This is a genomic window from Pseudogracilibacillus sp. ICA-222130, from assembly GCF_037892545.1.
GTDB lineage: Bacteria > Bacillota > Bacilli > Bacillales > Amphibacillaceae > Pseudogracilibacillus.
Window position 1 is genome coordinate 12,662 of the sequence record NZ_JBBKBG010000030.1, and the last position, 20,069, is coordinate 32,730.

A 20,069-nucleotide genomic window follows, 5' to 3' on the forward strand; every position below is an offset into this window, starting at 1 on the left:
CTAAATTAACAATGTATATTACCAAATATACGCTAATACTTCTCCACCAACTGCTTGTGCACGTGCTTCACTATCAGATAATACACCTTTTGATGTTGATACGATAGCAGTACCTAATCCGTTCAGCACTCTTGGTACCTCATCAGCTTTTGCATACACACGTAGGCCTGGTTTACTAATTCTTTTTAAGCCAGTAATCACTCGCTCGTCGTTTGCTCCGTACTTTAAGAATACTCTTAATACACCTTGTTTATTATCTTCAATTACTTCATAATCACGTACATAACCTTCACGCTTTAAAATGTCAGCAATTTCTACTTTCACTTTAGAAGATGGTAGTTCTAATTTCTCGTGTCGAACTACGTTAGCGTTACGAATACGTGTTAACATATCTGCGATTGGATCTGTCATAACCATTTACCATTACCTCCTTCCCGAATTTACGATTACCAACTAGCTTTTTTAACACCAGGAATTTGACCCTTATGGGCAAGTTCACGAAAACAAATTCGGCATAGTTTAAATTTACGAATTACTGAATGTGGACGACCACAACGTTCACAACGTGTATATTCACGTACTTTGTATTTTTGTGGGCGTTGTTGTTTCGCTACCATCGATTTTTTAGCCACAATTTTTCCTCCTTAATTCAAATTCCGTACTTATTTTTGGAACGGCATTCCGAACTGAGTTAATAACTCACGAGATTCTTCATCCGTATTTGATGTCGTTACGATAACGATATCCATTCCACGTACTTTGTTTACTTTATCATAGTCAATCTCTGGAAAAATTAGTTGCTCTTTCACACCTAAAGTGTAGTTACCTCTTCCGTCAAACGCTTTGTTCGATACTCCACGGAAGTCACGAACTCGTGGTAATGCAACACGTACAAGTTTTTGTAAAAACTCATACATTCTCTCGCCACGTAAAGTAACTTTCGTTCCGATTGGCATTCCTTCTCTTAAACGGAATCCTGCGATTGAGTTTTTAGCACGTGTAACAACTGGCTTTTGTCCAGCGATTAATGTAAGTTCTTCCACAGCGTTATCTAATAATTTAGAGTTCTGAACTGCGTCACCTACACCCATGTTAATAACAATTTTTTCGATTTTTGGTACTTCCATTACTGATTTATAGTTAAACTTTTCCATCATTGATGGTACGATTTTTTCTTGATAAATCTGCTTTAATTCGTTCATTACAAGTTACCCTCCTTTCGCTTTACTTATCTAAAGGTTCACCAGATTTTTTAGCGATACGAACTTTCTTTCCGTCAACCTCTTTATATCCAACTCTTGTCGGTTCACCTGATTTAGGATCGATAGGTAAAACATTTGAAACATGAATTGGAGCTTCTTGATTTAAAATTCCACCTTGTGGATTATCTTGTGAAGGTTGAGCATGGATTTTTACCATGTTTACTCCTTCAACAAGTACACGTTCTTTTTTAGGATATGCTTCTAAAACTGTCCCTTGCTTTCCACGGTCTTTACCAGAAAGCACTTTAACTTTGTCACCTTTTTTAACATGCATTAATAACGCACCTCCTGTTTACACAATATACTTGCGCTCTTTATCATTATTTTTATAGTACTTCTGGAGCTAGAGATACGATTTTCATAAATTTAGCATCACGCAGTTCACGTGCTACTGGACCAAAAATACGTGTGCCTCGCGGGCTCTTGTCATCACGAATAATAACTGCCGCGTTTTCGTCGAAACGGATGTATGAACCATCTTTACGACGTACACCTGTTTTCGTTCTTACGATAACAGCTCTAACTACCTCACCTTTTTTGACAACGCCTCCTGGTGTTGCTTGTTTGACTGAACATACGATTACATCACCAATATTAGCTGTTTTCTTTCCAGTTCCACCTAATACTTTAATCGCCATTACTTCACGAGCACCAGAGTTGTCTGCAATTTTCAAACGAGATTCTTGTTGGATCATTCTTATTTACCTCCCTTTACCGAAACTTTTACTGCATTAAATAATTACTGCTTCTTCTACAACTTCTACAAGTCTGTAGCGTTTCGTCTTAGAAAGTGGTTTAGTCTCCATAATACGTACAACGTCATTCACTTTTGCAACATTGTTCTCATCATGTGTAACCATTTTCTTCGTATGTTTAACACGTTTACCGTATAAACGGTGTACTTTATATGATTCTACAGCAACGATGATTGTTTTATCACCTTTGTCAGATACAACACGTCCTGTATATACTTTGCGATTATTTCGTTCACTCATGGTTGAGGTGACCTCCTCTCAAGGTTAATTATTAACGCTTAATTCACGTTCACGAGCAACTGTTTTTAAGCGAGCGATCGTTCTTTTTACATCATTAATACGAGCAGTGTTCTCTAATTGACCAGTAGCTAACTGGAAACGTAAGTTGAACAGCTCTTCTTTCATCGACTTGACATTTTGTTCAATTTCGGCAGTGGTTAATTCTCTAATATCTTTAGCCTTCATTGATTTCACCACCAATTTCTTCACGTTTAACAAACTTAGTCTTAATCGGTAGTTTATGAGAAGCTAAACGTAATGCTTCACGAGCAACTTCCTCTTCAACTCCCGCAATTTCAAATAATACTTTACCTGGTTTTACTACCGCTACCCATCCTTCTAGAGCTCCTTTACCTGAACCCATTCGAACCTCTAGGGGCTTAGATGTGTATGGTTTGTCTGGGAAAATTTTAATCCATACTTTCCCACCACGTTTCATATAACGAGTCATCGCAATACGTGCAGCCTCAATTTGGCGGCTCGTAATCCAAGTTGACTCTGTAGCTTTTAATCCGTATTCTCCGAATGTTACTTCTGTACCGCCTTTAGCGTTACCTTTCATACGTCCTCTGTGTTGTCTACGATATTTAACACGTTTTGGCATTAACATATGTTTTGCCCCCTTCCTTATTTTTTAGGTTTTTCTGGAAGGACTTCCCCACGATAGATCCACACTTTAACACCTAGTTTACCGTAAGTAGTGTCTGCTTCTGCATGTGCGTAATCAATGTCAGCACGTAATGTGTGTAGTGGTACTGTTCCTTCACTATAATGTTCTGCTCTTGCGATATCTGCTCCACCTAAACGACCAGATACTTGTGTTTTAATTCCTAACGCTCCAGCACGCATTGTACGTTGGATTGTTTGTTTCTGTGCACGACGGAAAGATACACGTCCTTCTAATTGACGAGCGATACTTTCTGCTACTAATTTCGCATCAAGATCCACTTTCTTAATTTCAACAATGTTGATATGAATTCTCTTTCCAGTTAATTTATTTAATTCGTTACGTAATTTTTCTACTTCAGATCCACCTTTACCGATAACCATTCCTGGTTTACCTGTGTGGATTGTAATGTTTACACGGTTTGCTGCACGCTCAATTTCGACAGTTGAGACAGCTGCTGTTTGTAAACGATCTTCTAAAAATTCTCTAATTTTGATGTCTTCATGTAAAAGATCTGCATAATCTTTGTCTGCATACCATTTTGATTCCCAATCTTTAATGATTCCAACACGAAGACCCGTTGGATTAATTTTCTGACCCACAGACTATCCCTCCTTCTTTTCTGATACTACGATTGTAATGTGGCTAGTACGTTTGTTGATTTTACTTGCACGTCCTTGTGCGCGTGGTCTAAATCTTTTTAACGTAATTCCTTCATCCACATATGCCTCTGAAATGACTAAATTGTCAGGGTCCATTTCATAGTTATGTTCAGCGTTTGCGATTGCTGAGTTTAATACTTTTTCTACAACAGGTGATGCCCCACGTTGTGTGTGACGTAAAATTGCAGTTGCTTCGCCAACTTCCTTCCCACGAATTAAGTCGACAACTAAACGTACTTTACGAGGAGCGATACGAACTTGTTTAGCTACTGCTTTAGCTACTTTTAACTCTTGAGCTTCTGCCATTTTTAGCGCCTCCTCTCATATTATCGTTTTGTTTTCTTGTCGTCACTAGCGTGACCTTTATAAGTTCTTGTCGGTGCAAATTCACCTAGTTTGTGTCCAACCATATCCTCTGTTACGTATACAGGTACATGTTTGCGTCCGTCATGTACAGCAAATGTATGACCAATGAATGATGGGAAAATTGTTGAACGTCTTGACCAAGTCTTCACTACTTGTTTTTTGTCCGATTCATTTAATTCATCAACCTTTTTTAACAGATGAGCATCTGCAAAAGGTCCCTTTTTTAAACTACGACCCATAAGTAAGCCTCCTCTCGCTTATTCAAAATTACGCTATTATCTTACTTTTTACGCTTACGAACAATATATTTGTTTGAAGCTTTACTAATCTTACGTGTCTTCTTACCAAGTGTTGGTTTACCCCAAGGTGATACTGGTGATGGACGTCCGATAGGCGTACGACCTTCTCCTCCCCCATGTGGGTGATCAACTGGGTTCATTGCAGAACCACGAACTGTAGGTCTCTTACCTAACCAGCGTGAGCGACCCGCTTTACCTACACGTACTAATTCGTGTTCAACATTACCAACTTGACCAATTGTTGCACGGCAAGTAGTTAAGATTAAACGAACTTCTCCTGAAGCTAAACGAACTAATGTGTATTTTCCTTCACGTCCTAATACTTGTGCTTCTGCACCAGCTGAACGTGCTAATTGGCCACCTAATCCTGGTTTTAATTCAATATTATGAATTACAGTACCAACAGGGATGTTTGCTAATGGTAAAGCATTACCTACTTTAATATCAGCACCTTCTCCTGATTCAACTGTCATTCCTACTGTAAGCCCTTTTGGAGCTAAAATATATCTTTTCTCACCATCTGCATAGTGAATTAGAGCGATGTTGCTCGTACGGTTTGGATCGTATTCGATCGTGGCAACGCGTCCTGGTATGCCATCTTTGTTTCGTTTAAAATCAATTACACGATATTGACGTTTATGTCCGCCACCGTGATGACGAGTAGTAATTCTACCTTGGTTGTTACGACCAGCACGTTTTGGTAATGGACGTAATAATGATTTTTCAGGTGTATCTGTAGTGATCTCTGAAAAGTCTAAACCAGACATGTTACGAGTACCGTTTGTCATTGCTTTATACTTCTTAATGGACACGTTATTCCCCTCCTTTTAATATTAATTGATTATGCTTCGAAAAAGTCTAAGTCTTTACTATCCTCAGATAGTTGCACAATTGCTTTTTTACGGTTTGGACGATATCCTTCGTGACGTCCCATTCTTTTTAACTTACCATTTACATTCATCGTGTTTACTTTTTCAACTTTCACGCCAAAAACTGTTTCAACTGCTTGTTTGATTTCAGTTTTATTTGCTTTTGTATCAACTTCAAATGTATATTTCTTTTCAGCCATTAAATCTGCAGAGTGTTCTGTAATGACAGGGCGTTTAATAATGTCTCGTAAGTCTCTCATTATGCAAGCACCTCCCCTGCTTTTTCAGCTGCTTCTTTCGTTAAAACTAACTTATCGAAAGCAACTACATCTAACACATTGATTTCTCCAATTGTAATCACTTTTACATTTGGAAGGTTGTTTGCTGAACGAATTGCATTTTCATTCTTCTCAGCTGTAACGATTAACGCTTTTTCTTCAACTTTTAATCCATCTAAAACTTGAACGAATGCTTTTGTTTTAGGAGCTTCGAATTGTAACTCGTTTAAAACAATAACATCTTCCGTTTGTACTTTAGAAGATAAAGCTGATCTAAGTGCTAAACGACGTACCTTTTTAGGTAATTTTTGTTTATAATTTCTTTCGTTTGTTGGTCCGAATACTACTCCACCACCAACCCACTGTGGCGAACGGATTGAACCTTGACGTGCTCTACCTGTTCCTTTTTGTCTCCACGGTTTTGCTCCCCCACCACTAACTAGTGAGCGATTTTTAACCGCGTGATTTCCTTGTCTCTTTGCAGCACGTTGCATAACTACTGCTTGGTGAATTACATGATTGTTTGGTTCAATACCAAAAACAGTCTCATTTAATTCAATATTTCCTGCTTCTGTTCCATCTTGATTAAATAACGCTACTTTAGGCACGATATTTCCTCCTTTCACTTATATAATTAGTTTCCTTTTGCTGCTGTTTGTACTTTTACAAGTGATTTTTTCGCACCAGGAATGTTTCCTTTAATTAATAAAACATTGTTTTCTGCATCCACTTTAACAACCTCTAAGTTTTGGATTGTAACTTGTGTTGCACCCATTTGGCCTGGTAACTTTTTCCCTTTAAATACACGTGACGGTGTTGCTGCTGCTCCCATAGAACCTGATGATCTGTGGAAACGTGAACCGTGGCTAATAGCTCCGATTGTGTAGTTATGACGCTTAACTGAACCAGCGAATCCTTTCCCTTTTGAAACTCCTGTTACGTCGATCTTATCTCCTGCTTCAAAAATTTCAATGCTGATTTCTTGACCTACTTCATATTCGTCAACTTTTGCGTCACGGATTTCACGAACGTAGCGCTTAGGAGTAGTTCCAGCCTTTTCAGCATGTCCTTTTTCCGCTTTGTTTGTACGTGAATCTTTCTTATCGTCAAATCCTAATTGGATTGCGTTATAACCGTCCGTTTCAACTGTTTTCTTTTGTAAAACAACGTTTGGTGCAGCTTGCACTACCGTTACTGGAATTAACTCTCCACTTTCCGAGAAAATTTGTGTCATGCCGACTTTGCGACCTAAGATTCCTTTCGTCATCCGTATACACCTCCTGATTATATATATTAGTTAGCTTTAACTTTAATTTCGATATCTACACCTGATGGTAAATCAAGTTTCATTAACTGATCTACAGCTTGTTGTGTAGGATTCAGAATATCGATTAAACGTTTATGTGTACGCATTTCAAACTGTTCTCTAGACTTTTTGTTTACGTGCACGGATCGTAAAATTGTAAATACGTTTCTTTCTGTAGGTAATGGAATTGGTCCAGACACCTTTGCTCCAGCACGTTTTACTGTGTTTACGATTTTCTCAGCTGATTGATCTAACACTCTGTGATCATATGCTTTTAAACGAATTCTAATCGTTTGTTTGTTTTGTTCGTTCGCCATGTTTTCCCCTCCCTTTCGTCCATTTTGTAATAGACTCGCTCCGTGAAAATTCCTTAACAAAAAATTATGGCGTAATTTTTTATTAACAACCTCTCACCTCATCGCTCAATGAATTTCCGAGGCGAAACCGTACGTTTCTTCTCATTTTTCCATTGATTTCGGCAATCCAAATATGTGATTGCACGATTATATATTATACTAACAAACTGTTATAAATGCAACCCTTTAATGAAACTTTTCCATAATTATTTATAACAATTTTTCACGAAAAGTTTTTTGTATATTTATAAAAATTCATTTATGTTTATTTGTTCATCGATTCGTATTTATTTCGTTTTCATATAGATATGTTTCATAAAAATAAGCCACTTGAGCAAATACTCAAGTGGCTTATCGACTAATAAATGAATTGGTAGGAAAGGAATTATCCTTCGATGCTAGTTACAACACCTGATCCTACTGTACGTCCACCTTCACGAATGGAGAAACGAGTTCCTTCTTCGATAGCGATAGGTGAAATTAATTCTACAGTCATTTCAATGTTATCTCCAGGCATTACCATTTCAACACCTTCTGGTAATTGGATAACACCAGTTACGTCCGTAGTACGGAAGTAGAACTGAGGACGGTAGTTAGCGAAGAATGGTGTATGACGTCCACCTTCTTCTTTAGATAAAACGTAAACTTCTGATTTAAACTTAGTATGTGGAGTGATTGAACCTGGTTTAGCTAATACTTGACCACGGCTAATGTCTTCACGTGCAACACCACGTAATAAAGCACCGATGTTGTCTCCAGCTTCAGCGTAATCTAATAACTTACGGAACATTTCAACTCCAGTAACTGTAGTTTTTGAAGGAGCGTCTGCAAGTCCGATAATTTCAACTTCGTCTCCAACGTTAATTTGTCCACGCTCAACACGACCTGTAGCAACAGTACCACGACCAGTAATTGAGAATACGTCCTCAACTGGCATCATGAATGGCTTGTCAGTGTCACGCTCTGGCTGTGGAATGTATTCATCAACAGCATCCATAAGCTCAATAATTTTTTGTTCGTACTCTTCTACACCTTCTAAAGCTTTAAGAGCAGATCCAGCAATTACTGGGATATCGTCTCCAGGGAAGTCATATTCAGATAATAATTCACGAACTTCCATTTCAACTAATTCTAATAACTCTTCGTCATCTACCATATCAACTTTGTTTAAGAATACTACGAATGCAGGTACTCCAACGTTACGTGATAAAAGGATGTGCTCACGAGTTTGTGGCATAGGACCATCTGCAGCAGATACTACTAAGATAGCTCCGTCCATTTGTGCAGCACCAGTGATCATGTTTTTAACATAGTCAGCGTGACCTGGGCAGTCAACGTGTGCATAGTGACGGTTGTCTGTTTCGTACTCAACGTGAGATGTAGCGATTGTAATTCCACGCTCTCTCTCTTCTGGAGCACCGTCGATTTGATCGTACGCCATAGCTCCTTCAGTACCTTGAGTTTTGTGCATAACAGTTGTAATAGCAGCTGTTAAAGTAGTTTTACCATGGTCAACGTGACCTAATGTTCCAATATTTACGTGTGGCTTCGAGCGATCGAATTTTTCTTTAGCCATTTTTAAATTCCTCCCTAAAAGAATGTTTTTTATTTTAACTAAGCTAGCTTAGTTTTTCAAAGTTTACATTGCCGATATTCAATTAGTTACCAGCATTTTTAGCAATAATTTCTTCCGAGATTGCTTTTGGTACTTCTTCATAATGGTCAAATACCATTGTGTACGTACCGCGTCCTTGTGTGTTCGAACGTAATGCAGTTGCATATCCGAACATTTCTGCTAATGGTACAAAAGCTCTTACAAGTTGTGCATTTCCACGTGCTTCCATGCCATCAACACGGCCGCGTCGTGAAGTTACATCTCCCATAATGTCTCCCATGTACTCTTCAGGAATGACGATTTCAACTTTCATCATTGGCTCTAATAAAACAGCGTCACACTTGCTCTTAGCTTCTCTAACAGCTAATGAACCAGCGATTTTAAACGCCATCTCGTTCGAGTCAACGTCGTGGTAGCTTCCATCATATAATGAAGCTTTAACGTCGATTACAGGGTATCCTGCTAATACTCCACCTTCTAGTGCTTCTTCAATACCTTGCTCAACAGAAGGGATGTATTCACGTGGTACTACCCCACCAACGATTTTGTTTTCAAATTCAAATCCTGCACCTTCTTCGTTTGGTTCAAATTTAACCCAAACATGACCGTATTGTCCACGTCCACCTGATTGACGGATAAATTTACCTTCAACTTCAGCAGAACTACGGAATGTTTCACGGTAAGCAACTTGTGGTGCACCAACATTCGCTTCTACTTTGAACTCACGTTTTAAACGGTCTACGATAACGTCTAAGTGTAATTCACCCATACCTGAAATAATCGTTTGACCTGTTTCAGTGTTCGTTTCAGTTACAAATGTCGGGTCTTCCTCAGCTAATTTACCTAAAGCAACACCCATTTTGTCTTGGTCCGCTTTTGTTTTCGGTTCAATAGCAACCGAAATAACTGGCTCAGGGAATTCCATTGATTCTAAGATAACTGGATGCTTTTCATCACAAAGTGTATCACCTGTCGCAGTATCTTTCAAGCCAACTGCAGCTGCGATTTCTCCACAGTGAATTTCAGCAATCTCTTCACGTGAGTTCGCGTGCATTTGTAGAATTCGTCCGATACGTTCTCTTTTGCCTTTAGCAGTGTTTAATACGTATGAACCTGCTTTTAAAACTCCAGAGTATACACGGAAGAATGTTAATTTACCAACGAACGGGTCAGCCATTACTTTGAACGCTAATGCTGAGAATGGTTCTTTGTCGTCTGCTGGACGTGTAACTTCTTCTTCTGAATCTGGTAGGATTCCTTTAATCGCTTCGATATCAGTCGGAGCTGGTAAGTAATCAATTACTCCGTCAAGGATTAATTGAACACCTTTATTTTTGAATGCTGATCCACAGAATACTGGGTATAACTCAACATCTAATGTTGCTTTACGAATAGCAGCTTTTAAATCTTCAACAGAAATTTCTTCCCCTTCAAGATAAGCCATCATAATATCTTCATCGTAATCTGCAACAGCTTCGATTAAGTTTCCACGTAATTCTTCTGCTTGCTCTTTATATTCTTCAGGAATTTCCCGTGGTTCATGCATGGTACCTAAATCATCTTTATAGAAGATAGCATGCATGTGAATAAGGTCGATAATTCCTTCGAACTCATCCTCTGCACCAATTGGTAGCTGTACTGGATGTGCGTTTGCATCTAAACGCTCTCTTAATGTATTTGTTGCATATAAGAAGTCTGCACCAATTTTGTCCATTTTGTTAATGAATACAATTCTTGGTACACCATATGTTGTAGCTTGACGCCAAACTGTTTCAGTTTGTGGCTCAACACCTGATTGAGCATCAAGTACTGTAATTGCACCGTCAAGTACACGTAATGAACGTTCAACTTCAACAGTAAAGTCTACGTGACCTGGAGTATCAATAATATTGATACGATGTCCTTCCCACTGGGCTGTTGTAGCAGCAGATGTAATCGTGATTCCACGTTCTTGCTCCTGCTCCATCCAGTCCATTGTCGAAGCACCTTCATGTGTTTCCCCTACTTTATGAATACGTCCTGTATAGAAAAGAATACGCTCAGTTGTTGTCGTTTTACCTGCATCGATATGCGCCATAACCCCAATATTTCGCGTCTTTTCCAAGGAGAACTCTCTAGCCATGTATTCTTCTCCTTCCTTTCGCTTATTGATTTTATTATATTACCAACGGTAGTGAGCAAACGCTTTGTTCGCTTCTGCCATTTTGTGTAAATCTTCGCGTTTTTTAACTGAAGCTCCTGTGTTGTTTGAAGCATCAATAATTTCGTAAGCTAATCTTTCTTCCATTGTTTTCTCTCCGCGTAGGCGTGAGTAGTTAACGATGAAACGAAGACCTAATGCCTGACGACGTTCTGGACGAACTTCCATTGGAACTTGATAGTTTGATCCACCAACACGGCGTGCTCTAACTTCAAGAACAGGCATAACGTTTTTCATTGCCTCTTCAAATACTTCCATTGGATTCTGACCGCTTTTCTCTTGTACTAATTCAAACGCATTATATAAAATCTTCTCAGCTTTCCCGCGTTTTCCATCAATCATAATTTGGTTAATTAAACGTGTTACTAACTTTGAACCGTAAATCGGATCTGCTAATACGTCTCTTTTTGCAACTGGTCCTTTACGTGGCATATGTCTTCCTCCTCTCTCTACATTCTTAATTTCTTCTTTTAATTATTTACCTTTTTTCGCACCATATTTAGAACGACCTTGTTTACGTCCTTCTACTCCTGCAGTGTCAAGTGCACCACGAACGATATGGTAACGTACCCCTGGTAAGTCTTTTACACGTCCACCACGTAGTAACACTACGCTGTGTTCTTGTAAATTATGTCCAATTCCCGGGATGTACGCAGTAACTTCCATATTATTTGATAAACGAACACGTGCATATTTACGAAGTGCTGAGTTCGGTTTTTTAGGAGTTAATGTTCCAACACGTGTACATACTCCACGTTTCTGTGGCGAGTTCACGTTTGTAAACTTCTTTTTGAAGCTATTATATCCACGGCCTAATGCTGGTGAGTCATATTTCTTAGGTTTGCTCACACGACCTTTACGGATTAGTTGGTTAATTGTAGGCATTTGTTTTCCCCCTCTCTATAAAATAATGTTCATTTGTAATGAATGTAAATTGCCACGGCAACATAAGTTTCTTTACCCACATTACCAGGTGGTTCATTTTCAGGTAAAAGTAATGACATAGAATAAATCTATGTACGTTTTATTGCGACAACGGATGCATCGACATCAATTTTGCATGCTTTTCCAAGCGCTGCTTTCGAATCGACCATCGTATAAACTATATTGTTTTTTCGGGCTACATTGATTACTTTATTCGTAATATGCTCTGCCGCATCTGTTGCAACAAACAATTCGCTTACTTCTCCATTATTCATCGCTTTTATCGTTTGTTTGGTTCCGATTATTAACTTTGAATGAAGCTGTGTGATACGCTCGTAAGCCATTCCTTACTCCTCCATTAAAAAAATCAATATGACGGAAACACCTCAAATAGAATATCATTTACGTTGGAAGTTGTCAATAGATTTTACAATTTTTATATAAAAGAAAAGGTTGGAACAAAGACAAGGAGTAGAAAACACATGTTAGACTATTTTGTTCTTCATTCATGTTTTCTTTTTAATTGCTCCAACCTTTTCATTACTTATTGTTCTACTTCGACTTCTTCTTCATCAATTTCTTCTTCTACCACTAATTCTGCTTCCATTTTACGGTAACGTTGCATACCCGTTCCAGCAGGAATTAATTTCCCGATAATGACGTTCTCTTTTAAGCCGAGTAATTCGTCTGTTTTTCCTTTAATAGCTGCATCTGTAAGAACTCTCGTCGTTTCTTGGAATGATGCTGCTGATAAGAAGGAATCTGTTTCTAACGAAGCTTTTGTAATACCTAGTAGTACTGGCTCTCCAACTGCTGGCTCTTTACCTTCGAGTAAAATTTCATTATTCACTTCTTTAAACTGGTGTACATCGATTAAAGTACCTGGTAATACGTCCGTATCTCCAGACTCTAACACTTTAATCTTACGTAACATTTGGCGAACCATTACTTCTACGTGTTTGTCACCAATTTCTACCCCTTGCATACGGTAAACTCGTTGTACTTCACGTAGTAAATATGCTTGAACACCTTCCACACCTTGGACACGCAGTAATTCTTTCGGATCAATAGAACCTTCTGTTAATTCTTGACCTGCAATTACTTCGTCTCCTTTTGTTACTTTCAATCTTGCGTTGTATGGTACCGTGTAAGCAACACTTTCCACATCATTTTCAACGACGATTTCACGTTTATCTTTCGTTTCACGAACTTCTTGGATATATCCGTCAAACTCACTGATAACCGCTTGACCTTTCGGGTTTCTCGCTTCAAATAGTTCTTGGATTCTCGGTAAACCTTGTGTAATGTCGTCCCCTGCAACTCCACCTGTGTGGAATGTACGCATCGTTAACTGTGTACCAGGCTCTCCGATAGATTGTGCAGCAATAATTCCTACTGCCTCTCCCACTTCCACGTTTGCACCTGTTGCTAAGTTACGACCATAACATTTCTTACATACACCGTGTTTTGTGTTACACGTAAATACAGATCGAATGATTACTTCTTCAATCCCTGCATTTACAACTTCTTTCGCCTGATCCTCCGAAATAATTTCGTTCGCATGAACCATTACTTCTTCTGTTTCTGGATGTACAATATCTTCAAACGCTGTTCTTCCTACAAGACGGTCAATAAGTGGTTCTACAACCTCTGCTCCAACAGATAACTCTGTTACTTTTAAGCCACGGTCTGTTCCACAATCTGATTCTCTTACAATGACATCTTGAGCAACATCTACTAAACGTCTCGTTAAGTAACCAGAGTCAGCCGTTTTCAGCGCTGTATCTGCTAACCCTTTACGCGCACCGTGCGTAGAGATGAAGTACTCTAATACCGTTAATCCTTCACGGAAGCTCGAACGAATCGGTAATTCAATAATACGTCCAGCTGGGTTGGCCATTAGTCCACGCATTCCAGCTAACTGTGTAAAGTTAGACGGGTTACCACGGGCACCTGAATCACTCATCATATAAATTGGGTTCGTTTTATCTAAAGAAGCCATTAATCTATCTTGGATCACATCTTTTACATCAGACCAGATAGAAATAACACGGCTATAACGTTCTTCATCCGTAATTAATCCACGTTTAAATTGCTTTAACACTTGGTCTACTTTCTTTTGTGCTTCTTCTAATAATGCTTCTTTTTCCGCTAAAACAACGATATCTGAAATACCTACTGTCATTCCTGCTTTTGTAGAGTATTTGAAACCTAGGTCTTTTAAACGGTCTAACATTTTTGAAGTTTCAGCAATATGATATTTCTTGAAAACTTCTGCGATAATATCTCCTAAAATACCTTTCTTAAACGGTAAAATGATTTCGGCGTTTTGAATCGCCTCGTTCACATCTTGCCCTTTCTCGATAAAGAATTTATCCGGAGTCGCAATCTCTAAGTTCTGACGTGTTGGTTCATTAATATATGGGAATGAAGATGGAATAATCTCATTAAATATTATCTTCCCAACTGTTGTCATTAATAATTTCTCGTTTTGTTCTTCTGTAAATGTCGGATTATTTAAGCTAGATGCTTCAATCGCCACACGTGAATGTAAATGTACATGACCATTTTGATAAGCAATGAGTGCCTCATTCGTATCTTTAAATATTTTACCTTCACCAACATCTCCAGCAATTTCTAATGTTAAATAGTAGTTACCTAAAACCATGTCTTGTGAAGGTGTAACTACTGGTTTTCCATCTTTTGGGTTTAAGATGTTTTGAGCTGCTAACATTAAAATACGCGCTTCTGCTTGTGCTTCTGCAGATAGTGGTACGTGAACAGCCATCTGGTCCCCGTCAAAGTCAGCGTTATAAGCTGTACAAACTAATGGGTGTAAGCGAATCGCACGACCTTCTACTAATGTCGGTTCGAATGCTTGAATCCCTAATCTGTGTAATGTCGGAGCACGGTTTAATAAAACTGGATGTTCTTTAATAACTTCTTCTAATACATCCCACACTTCAGGATGTACACGTTCGATTTTACGTTTTGCTGATTTAATATTGTGTGCAATATTTCTACTCACTAATTCTTTCATAATAAACGGCTTAAATAACTCTAATGCCATTTCTTTCGGTAATCCACACTGATACATTTTTAGGCTCGGTCCTACAACAATAACGGAACGACCAGAGTAGTCTACACGTTTTCCTAATAAGTTTTGACGGAAACGACCTTGTTTCCCTTTTAACATGTGTGATAAAGATTTTAATGGACGGTTTCCAGGACCTGTTACCGGACGTCCTCGGCGACCATTATCAATTAATGCATCCACAGCTTCTTGTAACATACGTTTTTCGTTTTGTACGATGATGCTCGGTGCACCTAAATCTAATAGACGTTTTAAACGGTTATTTCGGTTAATAACACGACGGTATAAATCGTTTAAATCAGATGTTGCAAAACGTCCACCATCTAACTGTACCATCGGGCGAATTTCTGGCGGGATCACAGGAAGTACATCTAATACCATCCATTCAGGTTTGTTTCCAGAATGACGGAATGCTTCCATTACTTCTAAACGACGAATTGCTCTCGTTCTTCTTTGACCTTGAACCGTTTTTAATTCTTCTTTTAATTCAAGTACTTCCGCCTCTAAATCTATATCTTGTAATAATTTACGTATCGCTTCTGCGCCCATTTCAGCTTTAAACGCATTACCATATTTACCATATAGCTCACGATATTCCTTTTCAGAGAGAAGTTGCTTCTTCTCTAATGGAGTATCTCCAGAATCTGTTACAACATAAGCTGCAAAGTATAAGATTTCCTCCAAAGCACGTGGGGACATATCTAAAACAAGTCCCATACGGCTTGGAATTCCTTTAAAATACCAAATATGTGATACTGGGGCAGCTAATTCAATGTGAGCCATTCGTTCACGACGTACTTTCGACTTCGTTACTTCTACTCCACATCGATCACAAACTACACCTTTGTATCTTACTCTTTTATATTTTCCACAATGACATTCCCAGTCTTTTTGCGGTCCGAAAATACGTTCACAGAACAAGCCATCTTTTTCCGGCTTTAAAGTTCGGTAGTTGATTGTTTCTGGCTTTTTCACTTCTCCATAAGACCAAGAACGAATCTTTTCTGACGAAGCTAAACCGATTTTCATATACTCAAAGTTATTTACATCTAGCAAGGGCTCTACCTCCCATTTTTTATCCGCTCTAAATTATTCAAACATTTATATAAAATATAGGACTAGCAGTTCCATTTAAAACTGCTTTAGAAAGTAGAGGGCAACCAAAGCTGCCACTCCATTTCTTTTTACGTCCTTAGTCTTGTTTAATTTCTAAGTTTAACGTGTCTTCCATATCTGAATCATCTTCTTCTAAAGCACGTAAGTCTATTTCCTCTTGATTACTTGATAACATTTTAACGTCCATACCTAAACTTTGTAACTCTTTAATGAGTACTTTAAATGATTCAGGTACACCCGGTTCTGGTACATTATGACCTTTTACGATAGATTCATATGTCTGTACACGTCCGACGATATCGTCTGATTTTACCGTTAAAATTTCTTGTAATGTATATGCTGCACCGTATGCTTCAAGTGCCCATACTTCCATCTCACCAAATCGCTGTCCACCAAATTGTGCTTTCCCACCTAGTGGCTGTTGCGTAACTAATGAGTATGGTCCAGTAGATCTCGCGTGAAGCTTGTCGTCTACCATATGTGATAGTTTAATCATATAAGAAACCCCTACAGACACACGGTTATCGAATGGTTCTCCAGTTCGACCATCATAAAGAATCGTTTTTGCATCTTCTGCCATGCCTGCTTCCTGTAATGTTTCCCATACGTCTTCTTCAGATGCACCATCAAAAACTGGTGATGCAACATGAATACCTAACTCTCGTGCCGCCATTCCTAAATGGAGCTCAAACACTTGTCCAATATTCATACGTGAAGGTACCCCTAATGGGTTTAACATAATATCAACTGGTGTACCGTCTGGTAAGTAAGGCATATCTTCTTCTGGTAATAGTTTTGAAATTACCCCTTTGTTTCCGTGACGACCTGCCATCTTATCCCCTTCAGAGATTTTACGCTTTTGAACGATGTAAACACGAATTAATTGGTTCACACCAGGCTTTAATTCGTCACCATCTTCACGATTGAAGATTTTAACGTCGTGGATAATTCCACCTGCACCGTGTGGTACACGTAGTGATGTATCACGTACTTCACGAGCCTTTTCACCAAAAATTGCATGTAACAGACGTTCTTCGGCAGATAATTCTGTTACCCCTTTAGGTGTTACTTTTCCTACTAAAATATCGCCGTCTTTTACTTCTGCACCAATACGGATAATCCCGTCTTCATCCAAGTTCTTTAATGCATCTTCTCCAACGTTAGGAATATCACGAGTAATTTCTTCCGGTCCTAACTTCGTATCACGAGCTTCAGCTTCGTATTCTTCAATATGAATGGATGTGAATACATCGTCTTTCACTAATTTTTCGCTCATAATAATCGCATCTTCGTAGTTATACCCTTCCCAAGTCATGAATGCGACTAAAACGTTACGTCCTAAAGCTAATTCACCTTTTTCCATCGAAGGTCCGTCTGCTAAAACTTCTCCTTTCACAACACGATCTCCTTGGTGAACAATCGGACGTTGGTTGTAACAAGTACCTTGGTTGGAACGAATATATTTACTTAAACGATACGTATCTGTATCGCCTTCTACTTCTTTTCCATCTACTTCAGCAATACGACGAACCACAATTTCCTTCGCTTCAACTCTTTCAACAATTCCGCCATGTCGGCAAATAATCGCTGCTCCGGAGTCTTTCCCTGCTACATACTCCATCCCAGTACCAACTGTAGGTGCTTCTGGCTCTAATAGAGGTACTGCTTGACGTTGCATGTTCGCACCCATTAACGCACGGTTCGAGTCATCATTTTCTAAGAAAGGAATACAAGCTGTCGCCGCTGACACTACTTGCTTCGGCGAAACGTCCATATAATCAATTTGTTCACGTGGTACAACAATGTTTTCCCCACGGAAACGTGCAATAACTTCATCATTTAAGAAATGACCATTTTCATCTAATGGCGCGTTCGCTTGTGCTACAACATAGTTATCTTCTTCATCCGCTGTTAAGTAGTCGATTTGTTCTGTTACACGGTTTTCTTCTACATCTACTCGACGATATGGTGTTTCAATAAATCCAAACGCATTTACTTTTCCATAACTCGATAAGGAGTTAATTAGACCGATGTTTGGTCCCTCTGGCGTTTCAATTGGACACATTCTTCCATAGTGAGAATAGTGTACGTCACGAACTTCCATACCTGCACGTTCTCTCGTTAAACCACCAGGCCCTAAGGCAGATAAACGACGTTTATGTGTTAATTCTGCTAACGGGTTCGTTTGGTCCATAAACTGAGATAATTGTGAACTACCAAAGAACTCTTTAATGGACGCAATAACTGGACGAATATTAATTAATTGTTGTGGCGTAATACTTGATGTGTCTTGAATCGACATACGTTCACGTACCACTCGTTCCATTCTCGATAAACCGATACGGAATTGGTTTTGTAATAATTCACCAACCGAGCGTAAACGACGGTTTCCAAGGTGATCGATATCGTCTGTGTGACCAACATCATGTAATAAGTTAAAGAAATAACTCATCGAAGATAGAATATCTGCTGTCGTAATATGTTTCACATCATTTGACACATCTGCATTTCCAACAACATGTAATACTCTTTCCCCTTCACTATCTGTCGGGTCCATAATTTTTACAACTTGGACTTCAGATTCTTCATCCACCACTCCGTTGTATAATGTTATTTCTTCTTTGTTTAATTTGTTTTCATTTCGCTCTAAATACGGAATTAAAGTGTTTAGCAATTTACGGTCGATTTTATCGCCTTTTTCCCCTAACACTTCCCCTGTTTCCGTATCGACGATTGTTTCTGCTAACGTTTGGTTAAATAGACGGTTTTTAATGCTTAATTTTTTGTTCATTTTATAACGACCGACATGCGCTAAATCATAACGCTTCGGATCAAAGAAGCGTGAAATTAATAAACTCTTTGCATTTTCGACCGTTGGTGGTTCACCAGGACGTAAACGCTCATAAATTTCTAGTAACGCTTTTTCCGTCGTTTCAATATTGTCTTTTTCTAATGTGTTTCTTAAATACTCGTTATCACCGAATAAATCGATAATCTCTTGGTCTGTATTCATTCCAAGCGCACGAAGCAATACAGTTGCAGGAAGTTTACGAGTTCGATCAATTCGTACGTAAACGACATCTCTTGCGTCTGTTTCAAATTCTAACCATGCTCCACGGTTGGGAATTACGGTCGCTGTTAATCCACGTTTTCCGTTTTTATCAATTTTATCGCTATAATACACACTTGGCGAACGAACTAACTGTGAAACAATTACGCGTTCCGCCCCGTTAATAACGAAAGTACCAGTATCCGTCATAAGTGGGAAATCTCCCATGAATACTTCTTGTTCTTTTACTTCACCAGTTTGGTTGTTAATCAGTCGAACTTTCACACGAAGTGGCGCACTATACGTCACATCTCGTTCCTTCGACTCTTCAATCGGGTACTTCGATTCACCTAAACTATAATCGATAAACTCTAGCGATAGATTTCCTGCAAAATCTTCAATCGGGGAAATGTCCTCAAACATTTCCTTCAAACCTTCTTGTAAAAACCACTCATAAGAAGCTGTTTGAATCTCAATTAAATTCGGTAAATCTAACACTTCACTAATACGTGCATAACTTCTACGCTGACGAAAACGTCCATACTGAACTAGTTGACCTGCCAACTGCTTCACCCCTAAAATCAAACATTTTATTTAAAAAGGATTAAAACCTTAAAACTTACAAAAAACATTTAAAACTTGTCTTTTTTTGTAATGTGCGTTATTATTTTTTTAGTTAATATACGAACATTCCTTCTACAAAAGACATGTCACACCTATGCAATAGGCACGACAAAAGAAAGTTCTCTATTTATACAAAAATAGAAAAGATCCTCTATGATCATGAAAATCCTTTTTTATTATCATATAAACAATTAACTTTCCTTAACATATAGAGCAATTTACTTACTCGCATCATTATTAACAACTTCCCAATGCTTTATACATATACACTTGACATAAAGAAAAACATGGTAGCATCTATACATTCTACCATATATACCAACTCTAGTCAAGCTTACCTTTATGTGC

At 38.6% G+C, this 20,069-nt stretch carries 23 protein-coding genes; all 23 read right to left on the minus strand.

Annotation, left to right across the window (positions count from 1 at the left end; genetic code table 11):
• Positions 1-18: 18 nt before the first annotated feature.
• Complete coding sequence (rpsH, locus tag WKT09_RS11085; RefSeq protein ID WP_336267138.1) at positions 19-417, minus strand: 30S ribosomal protein S8; 399 nt, start codon at positions 415-417, stop codon at positions 19-21.
• Between the two features lie 29 nt (positions 418-446).
• Positions 447-632: a type Z 30S ribosomal protein S14 gene (locus WKT09_RS11090; RefSeq protein WP_336267139.1), complete on the minus strand. Its 186-nt coding sequence runs from the start codon at positions 630-632 to the stop codon at positions 447-449.
• Positions 633-662: 30 nt separating this feature from the next.
• Positions 663-1,202, minus strand: a complete 540-nt coding sequence (gene rplE / locus WKT09_RS11095) for a 50S ribosomal protein L5 (RefSeq protein ID WP_340416082.1) — start codon at positions 1,200-1,202, stop codon at positions 663-665.
• A gap of 22 nt (positions 1,203-1,224) precedes the next feature.
• Positions 1,225-1,536 carry a 50S ribosomal protein L24 gene (rplX, locus tag WKT09_RS11100; RefSeq protein WP_336267141.1) on the minus strand — a complete coding sequence of 104 codons (312 nt, stop codon included), beginning with the start codon at positions 1,534-1,536 and terminating at the stop codon, positions 1,225-1,227.
• A 52-nt stretch (positions 1,537-1,588) separates the two neighbouring features.
• Positions 1,589-1,957 carry a 50S ribosomal protein L14 gene (gene rplN / locus WKT09_RS11105; protein ID WP_336267142.1) on the minus strand — a complete coding sequence of 123 codons (369 nt, stop codon included), beginning with the start codon at positions 1,955-1,957 and terminating at the stop codon, positions 1,589-1,591.
• 36 nt (positions 1,958-1,993) lie between these two features.
• Positions 1,994-2,257: a 30S ribosomal protein S17 gene (gene rpsQ / locus WKT09_RS11110; RefSeq protein WP_336267143.1), complete on the minus strand. Its 264-nt coding sequence runs from the start codon at positions 2,255-2,257 to the stop codon at positions 1,994-1,996.
• Between the two features lie 24 nt (positions 2,258-2,281).
• On the minus strand, positions 2,282-2,482 hold the full coding sequence (gene rpmC, locus WKT09_RS11115; protein ID WP_340416083.1) for a 50S ribosomal protein L29: 201 nt from the start codon (positions 2,480-2,482) through the stop codon (positions 2,282-2,284).
• Entirely contained in the window at positions 2,472-2,906 is a 435-nt protein-coding gene (gene rplP / locus WKT09_RS11120) for a 50S ribosomal protein L16 (RefSeq protein ID WP_336267145.1), read from the minus strand. Before rplP ends, rpmC begins: the two co-directional genes overlap by 11 nt.
• 17 nt (positions 2,907-2,923) lie before the next feature.
• The gene (gene rpsC / locus WKT09_RS11125; RefSeq protein WP_336267146.1) at positions 2,924-3,565 is read right to left on the minus strand and encodes a 30S ribosomal protein S3; all 642 of its coding nucleotides are present in this window, start codon (positions 3,563-3,565) and stop codon (positions 2,924-2,926) included.
• Positions 3,566-3,568: 3 nt separating this feature from the next.
• Positions 3,569-3,931 (minus strand): 50S ribosomal protein L22, encoded by a 363-nt coding sequence (gene rplV, locus WKT09_RS11130; RefSeq protein WP_340416084.1) that lies wholly within the window; start codon positions 3,929-3,931, stop codon positions 3,569-3,571.
• Between the two features lie 20 nt (positions 3,932-3,951).
• On the minus strand, positions 3,952-4,230 hold the full coding sequence (rpsS, locus tag WKT09_RS11135) for a 30S ribosomal protein S19 (RefSeq protein ID WP_340416085.1): 279 nt from the start codon (positions 4,228-4,230) through the stop codon (positions 3,952-3,954).
• Positions 4,231-4,271: 41 nt separating this feature from the next.
• Positions 4,272-5,102: a 50S ribosomal protein L2 gene (gene rplB / locus WKT09_RS11140; protein WP_336267149.1), complete on the minus strand. Its 831-nt coding sequence runs from the start codon at positions 5,100-5,102 to the stop codon at positions 4,272-4,274.
• 29 nt (positions 5,103-5,131) lie between these two features.
• Positions 5,132-5,419, minus strand: a complete 288-nt coding sequence (gene rplW / locus WKT09_RS11145) for a 50S ribosomal protein L23 (RefSeq protein ID WP_340416086.1) — start codon at positions 5,417-5,419, stop codon at positions 5,132-5,134.
• On the minus strand, positions 5,419-6,045 hold the full coding sequence (gene rplD / locus WKT09_RS11150; protein ID WP_340416087.1) for a 50S ribosomal protein L4: 627 nt from the start codon (positions 6,043-6,045) through the stop codon (positions 5,419-5,421). Before rplD ends, rplW begins: the two co-directional genes overlap by 1 nt.
• A 26-nt stretch (positions 6,046-6,071) precedes the next feature.
• Positions 6,072-6,704: a 50S ribosomal protein L3 gene (gene rplC / locus WKT09_RS11155; protein ID WP_340416088.1), complete on the minus strand. Its 633-nt coding sequence runs from the start codon at positions 6,702-6,704 to the stop codon at positions 6,072-6,074.
• A gap of 26 nt (positions 6,705-6,730) precedes the next feature.
• Positions 6,731-7,060 (minus strand): 30S ribosomal protein S10, encoded by a 330-nt coding sequence (gene rpsJ / locus WKT09_RS11160; RefSeq protein ID WP_336267153.1) that lies wholly within the window; start codon positions 7,058-7,060, stop codon positions 6,731-6,733.
• Positions 7,061-7,484: 424 nt separating this feature from the next.
• On the minus strand, positions 7,485-8,675 hold the full coding sequence (gene tuf / locus WKT09_RS11165) for an elongation factor Tu (protein WP_340416089.1): 1,191 nt from the start codon (positions 8,673-8,675) through the stop codon (positions 7,485-7,487).
• 82 nt (positions 8,676-8,757) lie between these two features.
• Positions 8,758-10,836 carry an elongation factor G gene (fusA, locus tag WKT09_RS11170; protein WP_340416090.1) on the minus strand — a complete coding sequence of 693 codons (2,079 nt, stop codon included), beginning with the start codon at positions 10,834-10,836 and terminating at the stop codon, positions 8,758-8,760.
• Between the two features lie 39 nt (positions 10,837-10,875).
• A complete protein-coding gene (gene rpsG / locus WKT09_RS11175; protein ID WP_340416091.1) occupies positions 10,876-11,346 on the minus strand; it encodes a 30S ribosomal protein S7 in 471 nt (156 codons plus the stop codon).
• Between the two features lie 42 nt (positions 11,347-11,388).
• A complete protein-coding gene (gene rpsL, locus WKT09_RS11180) occupies positions 11,389-11,799 on the minus strand; it encodes a 30S ribosomal protein S12 (protein ID WP_336267157.1) in 411 nt (136 codons plus the stop codon).
• A gap of 128 nt (positions 11,800-11,927) precedes the next feature.
• Positions 11,928-12,182, minus strand: a complete 255-nt coding sequence (locus WKT09_RS11185) for a ribosomal L7Ae/L30e/S12e/Gadd45 family protein (RefSeq protein WP_340416092.1) — start codon at positions 12,180-12,182, stop codon at positions 11,928-11,930.
• A 200-nt stretch (positions 12,183-12,382) separates the two neighbouring features.
• Positions 12,383-15,988 (minus strand): DNA-directed RNA polymerase subunit beta', encoded by a 3,606-nt coding sequence (gene rpoC, locus WKT09_RS11190; RefSeq protein WP_340416094.1) that lies wholly within the window; start codon positions 15,986-15,988, stop codon positions 12,383-12,385.
• A gap of 136 nt (positions 15,989-16,124) precedes the next feature.
• The gene (rpoB, locus tag WKT09_RS11195; protein WP_340416095.1) at positions 16,125-19,661 is read right to left on the minus strand and encodes a DNA-directed RNA polymerase subunit beta; all 3,537 of its coding nucleotides are present in this window, start codon (positions 19,659-19,661) and stop codon (positions 16,125-16,127) included.
• Positions 19,662-20,069: the final 408 nt, after the last annotated feature.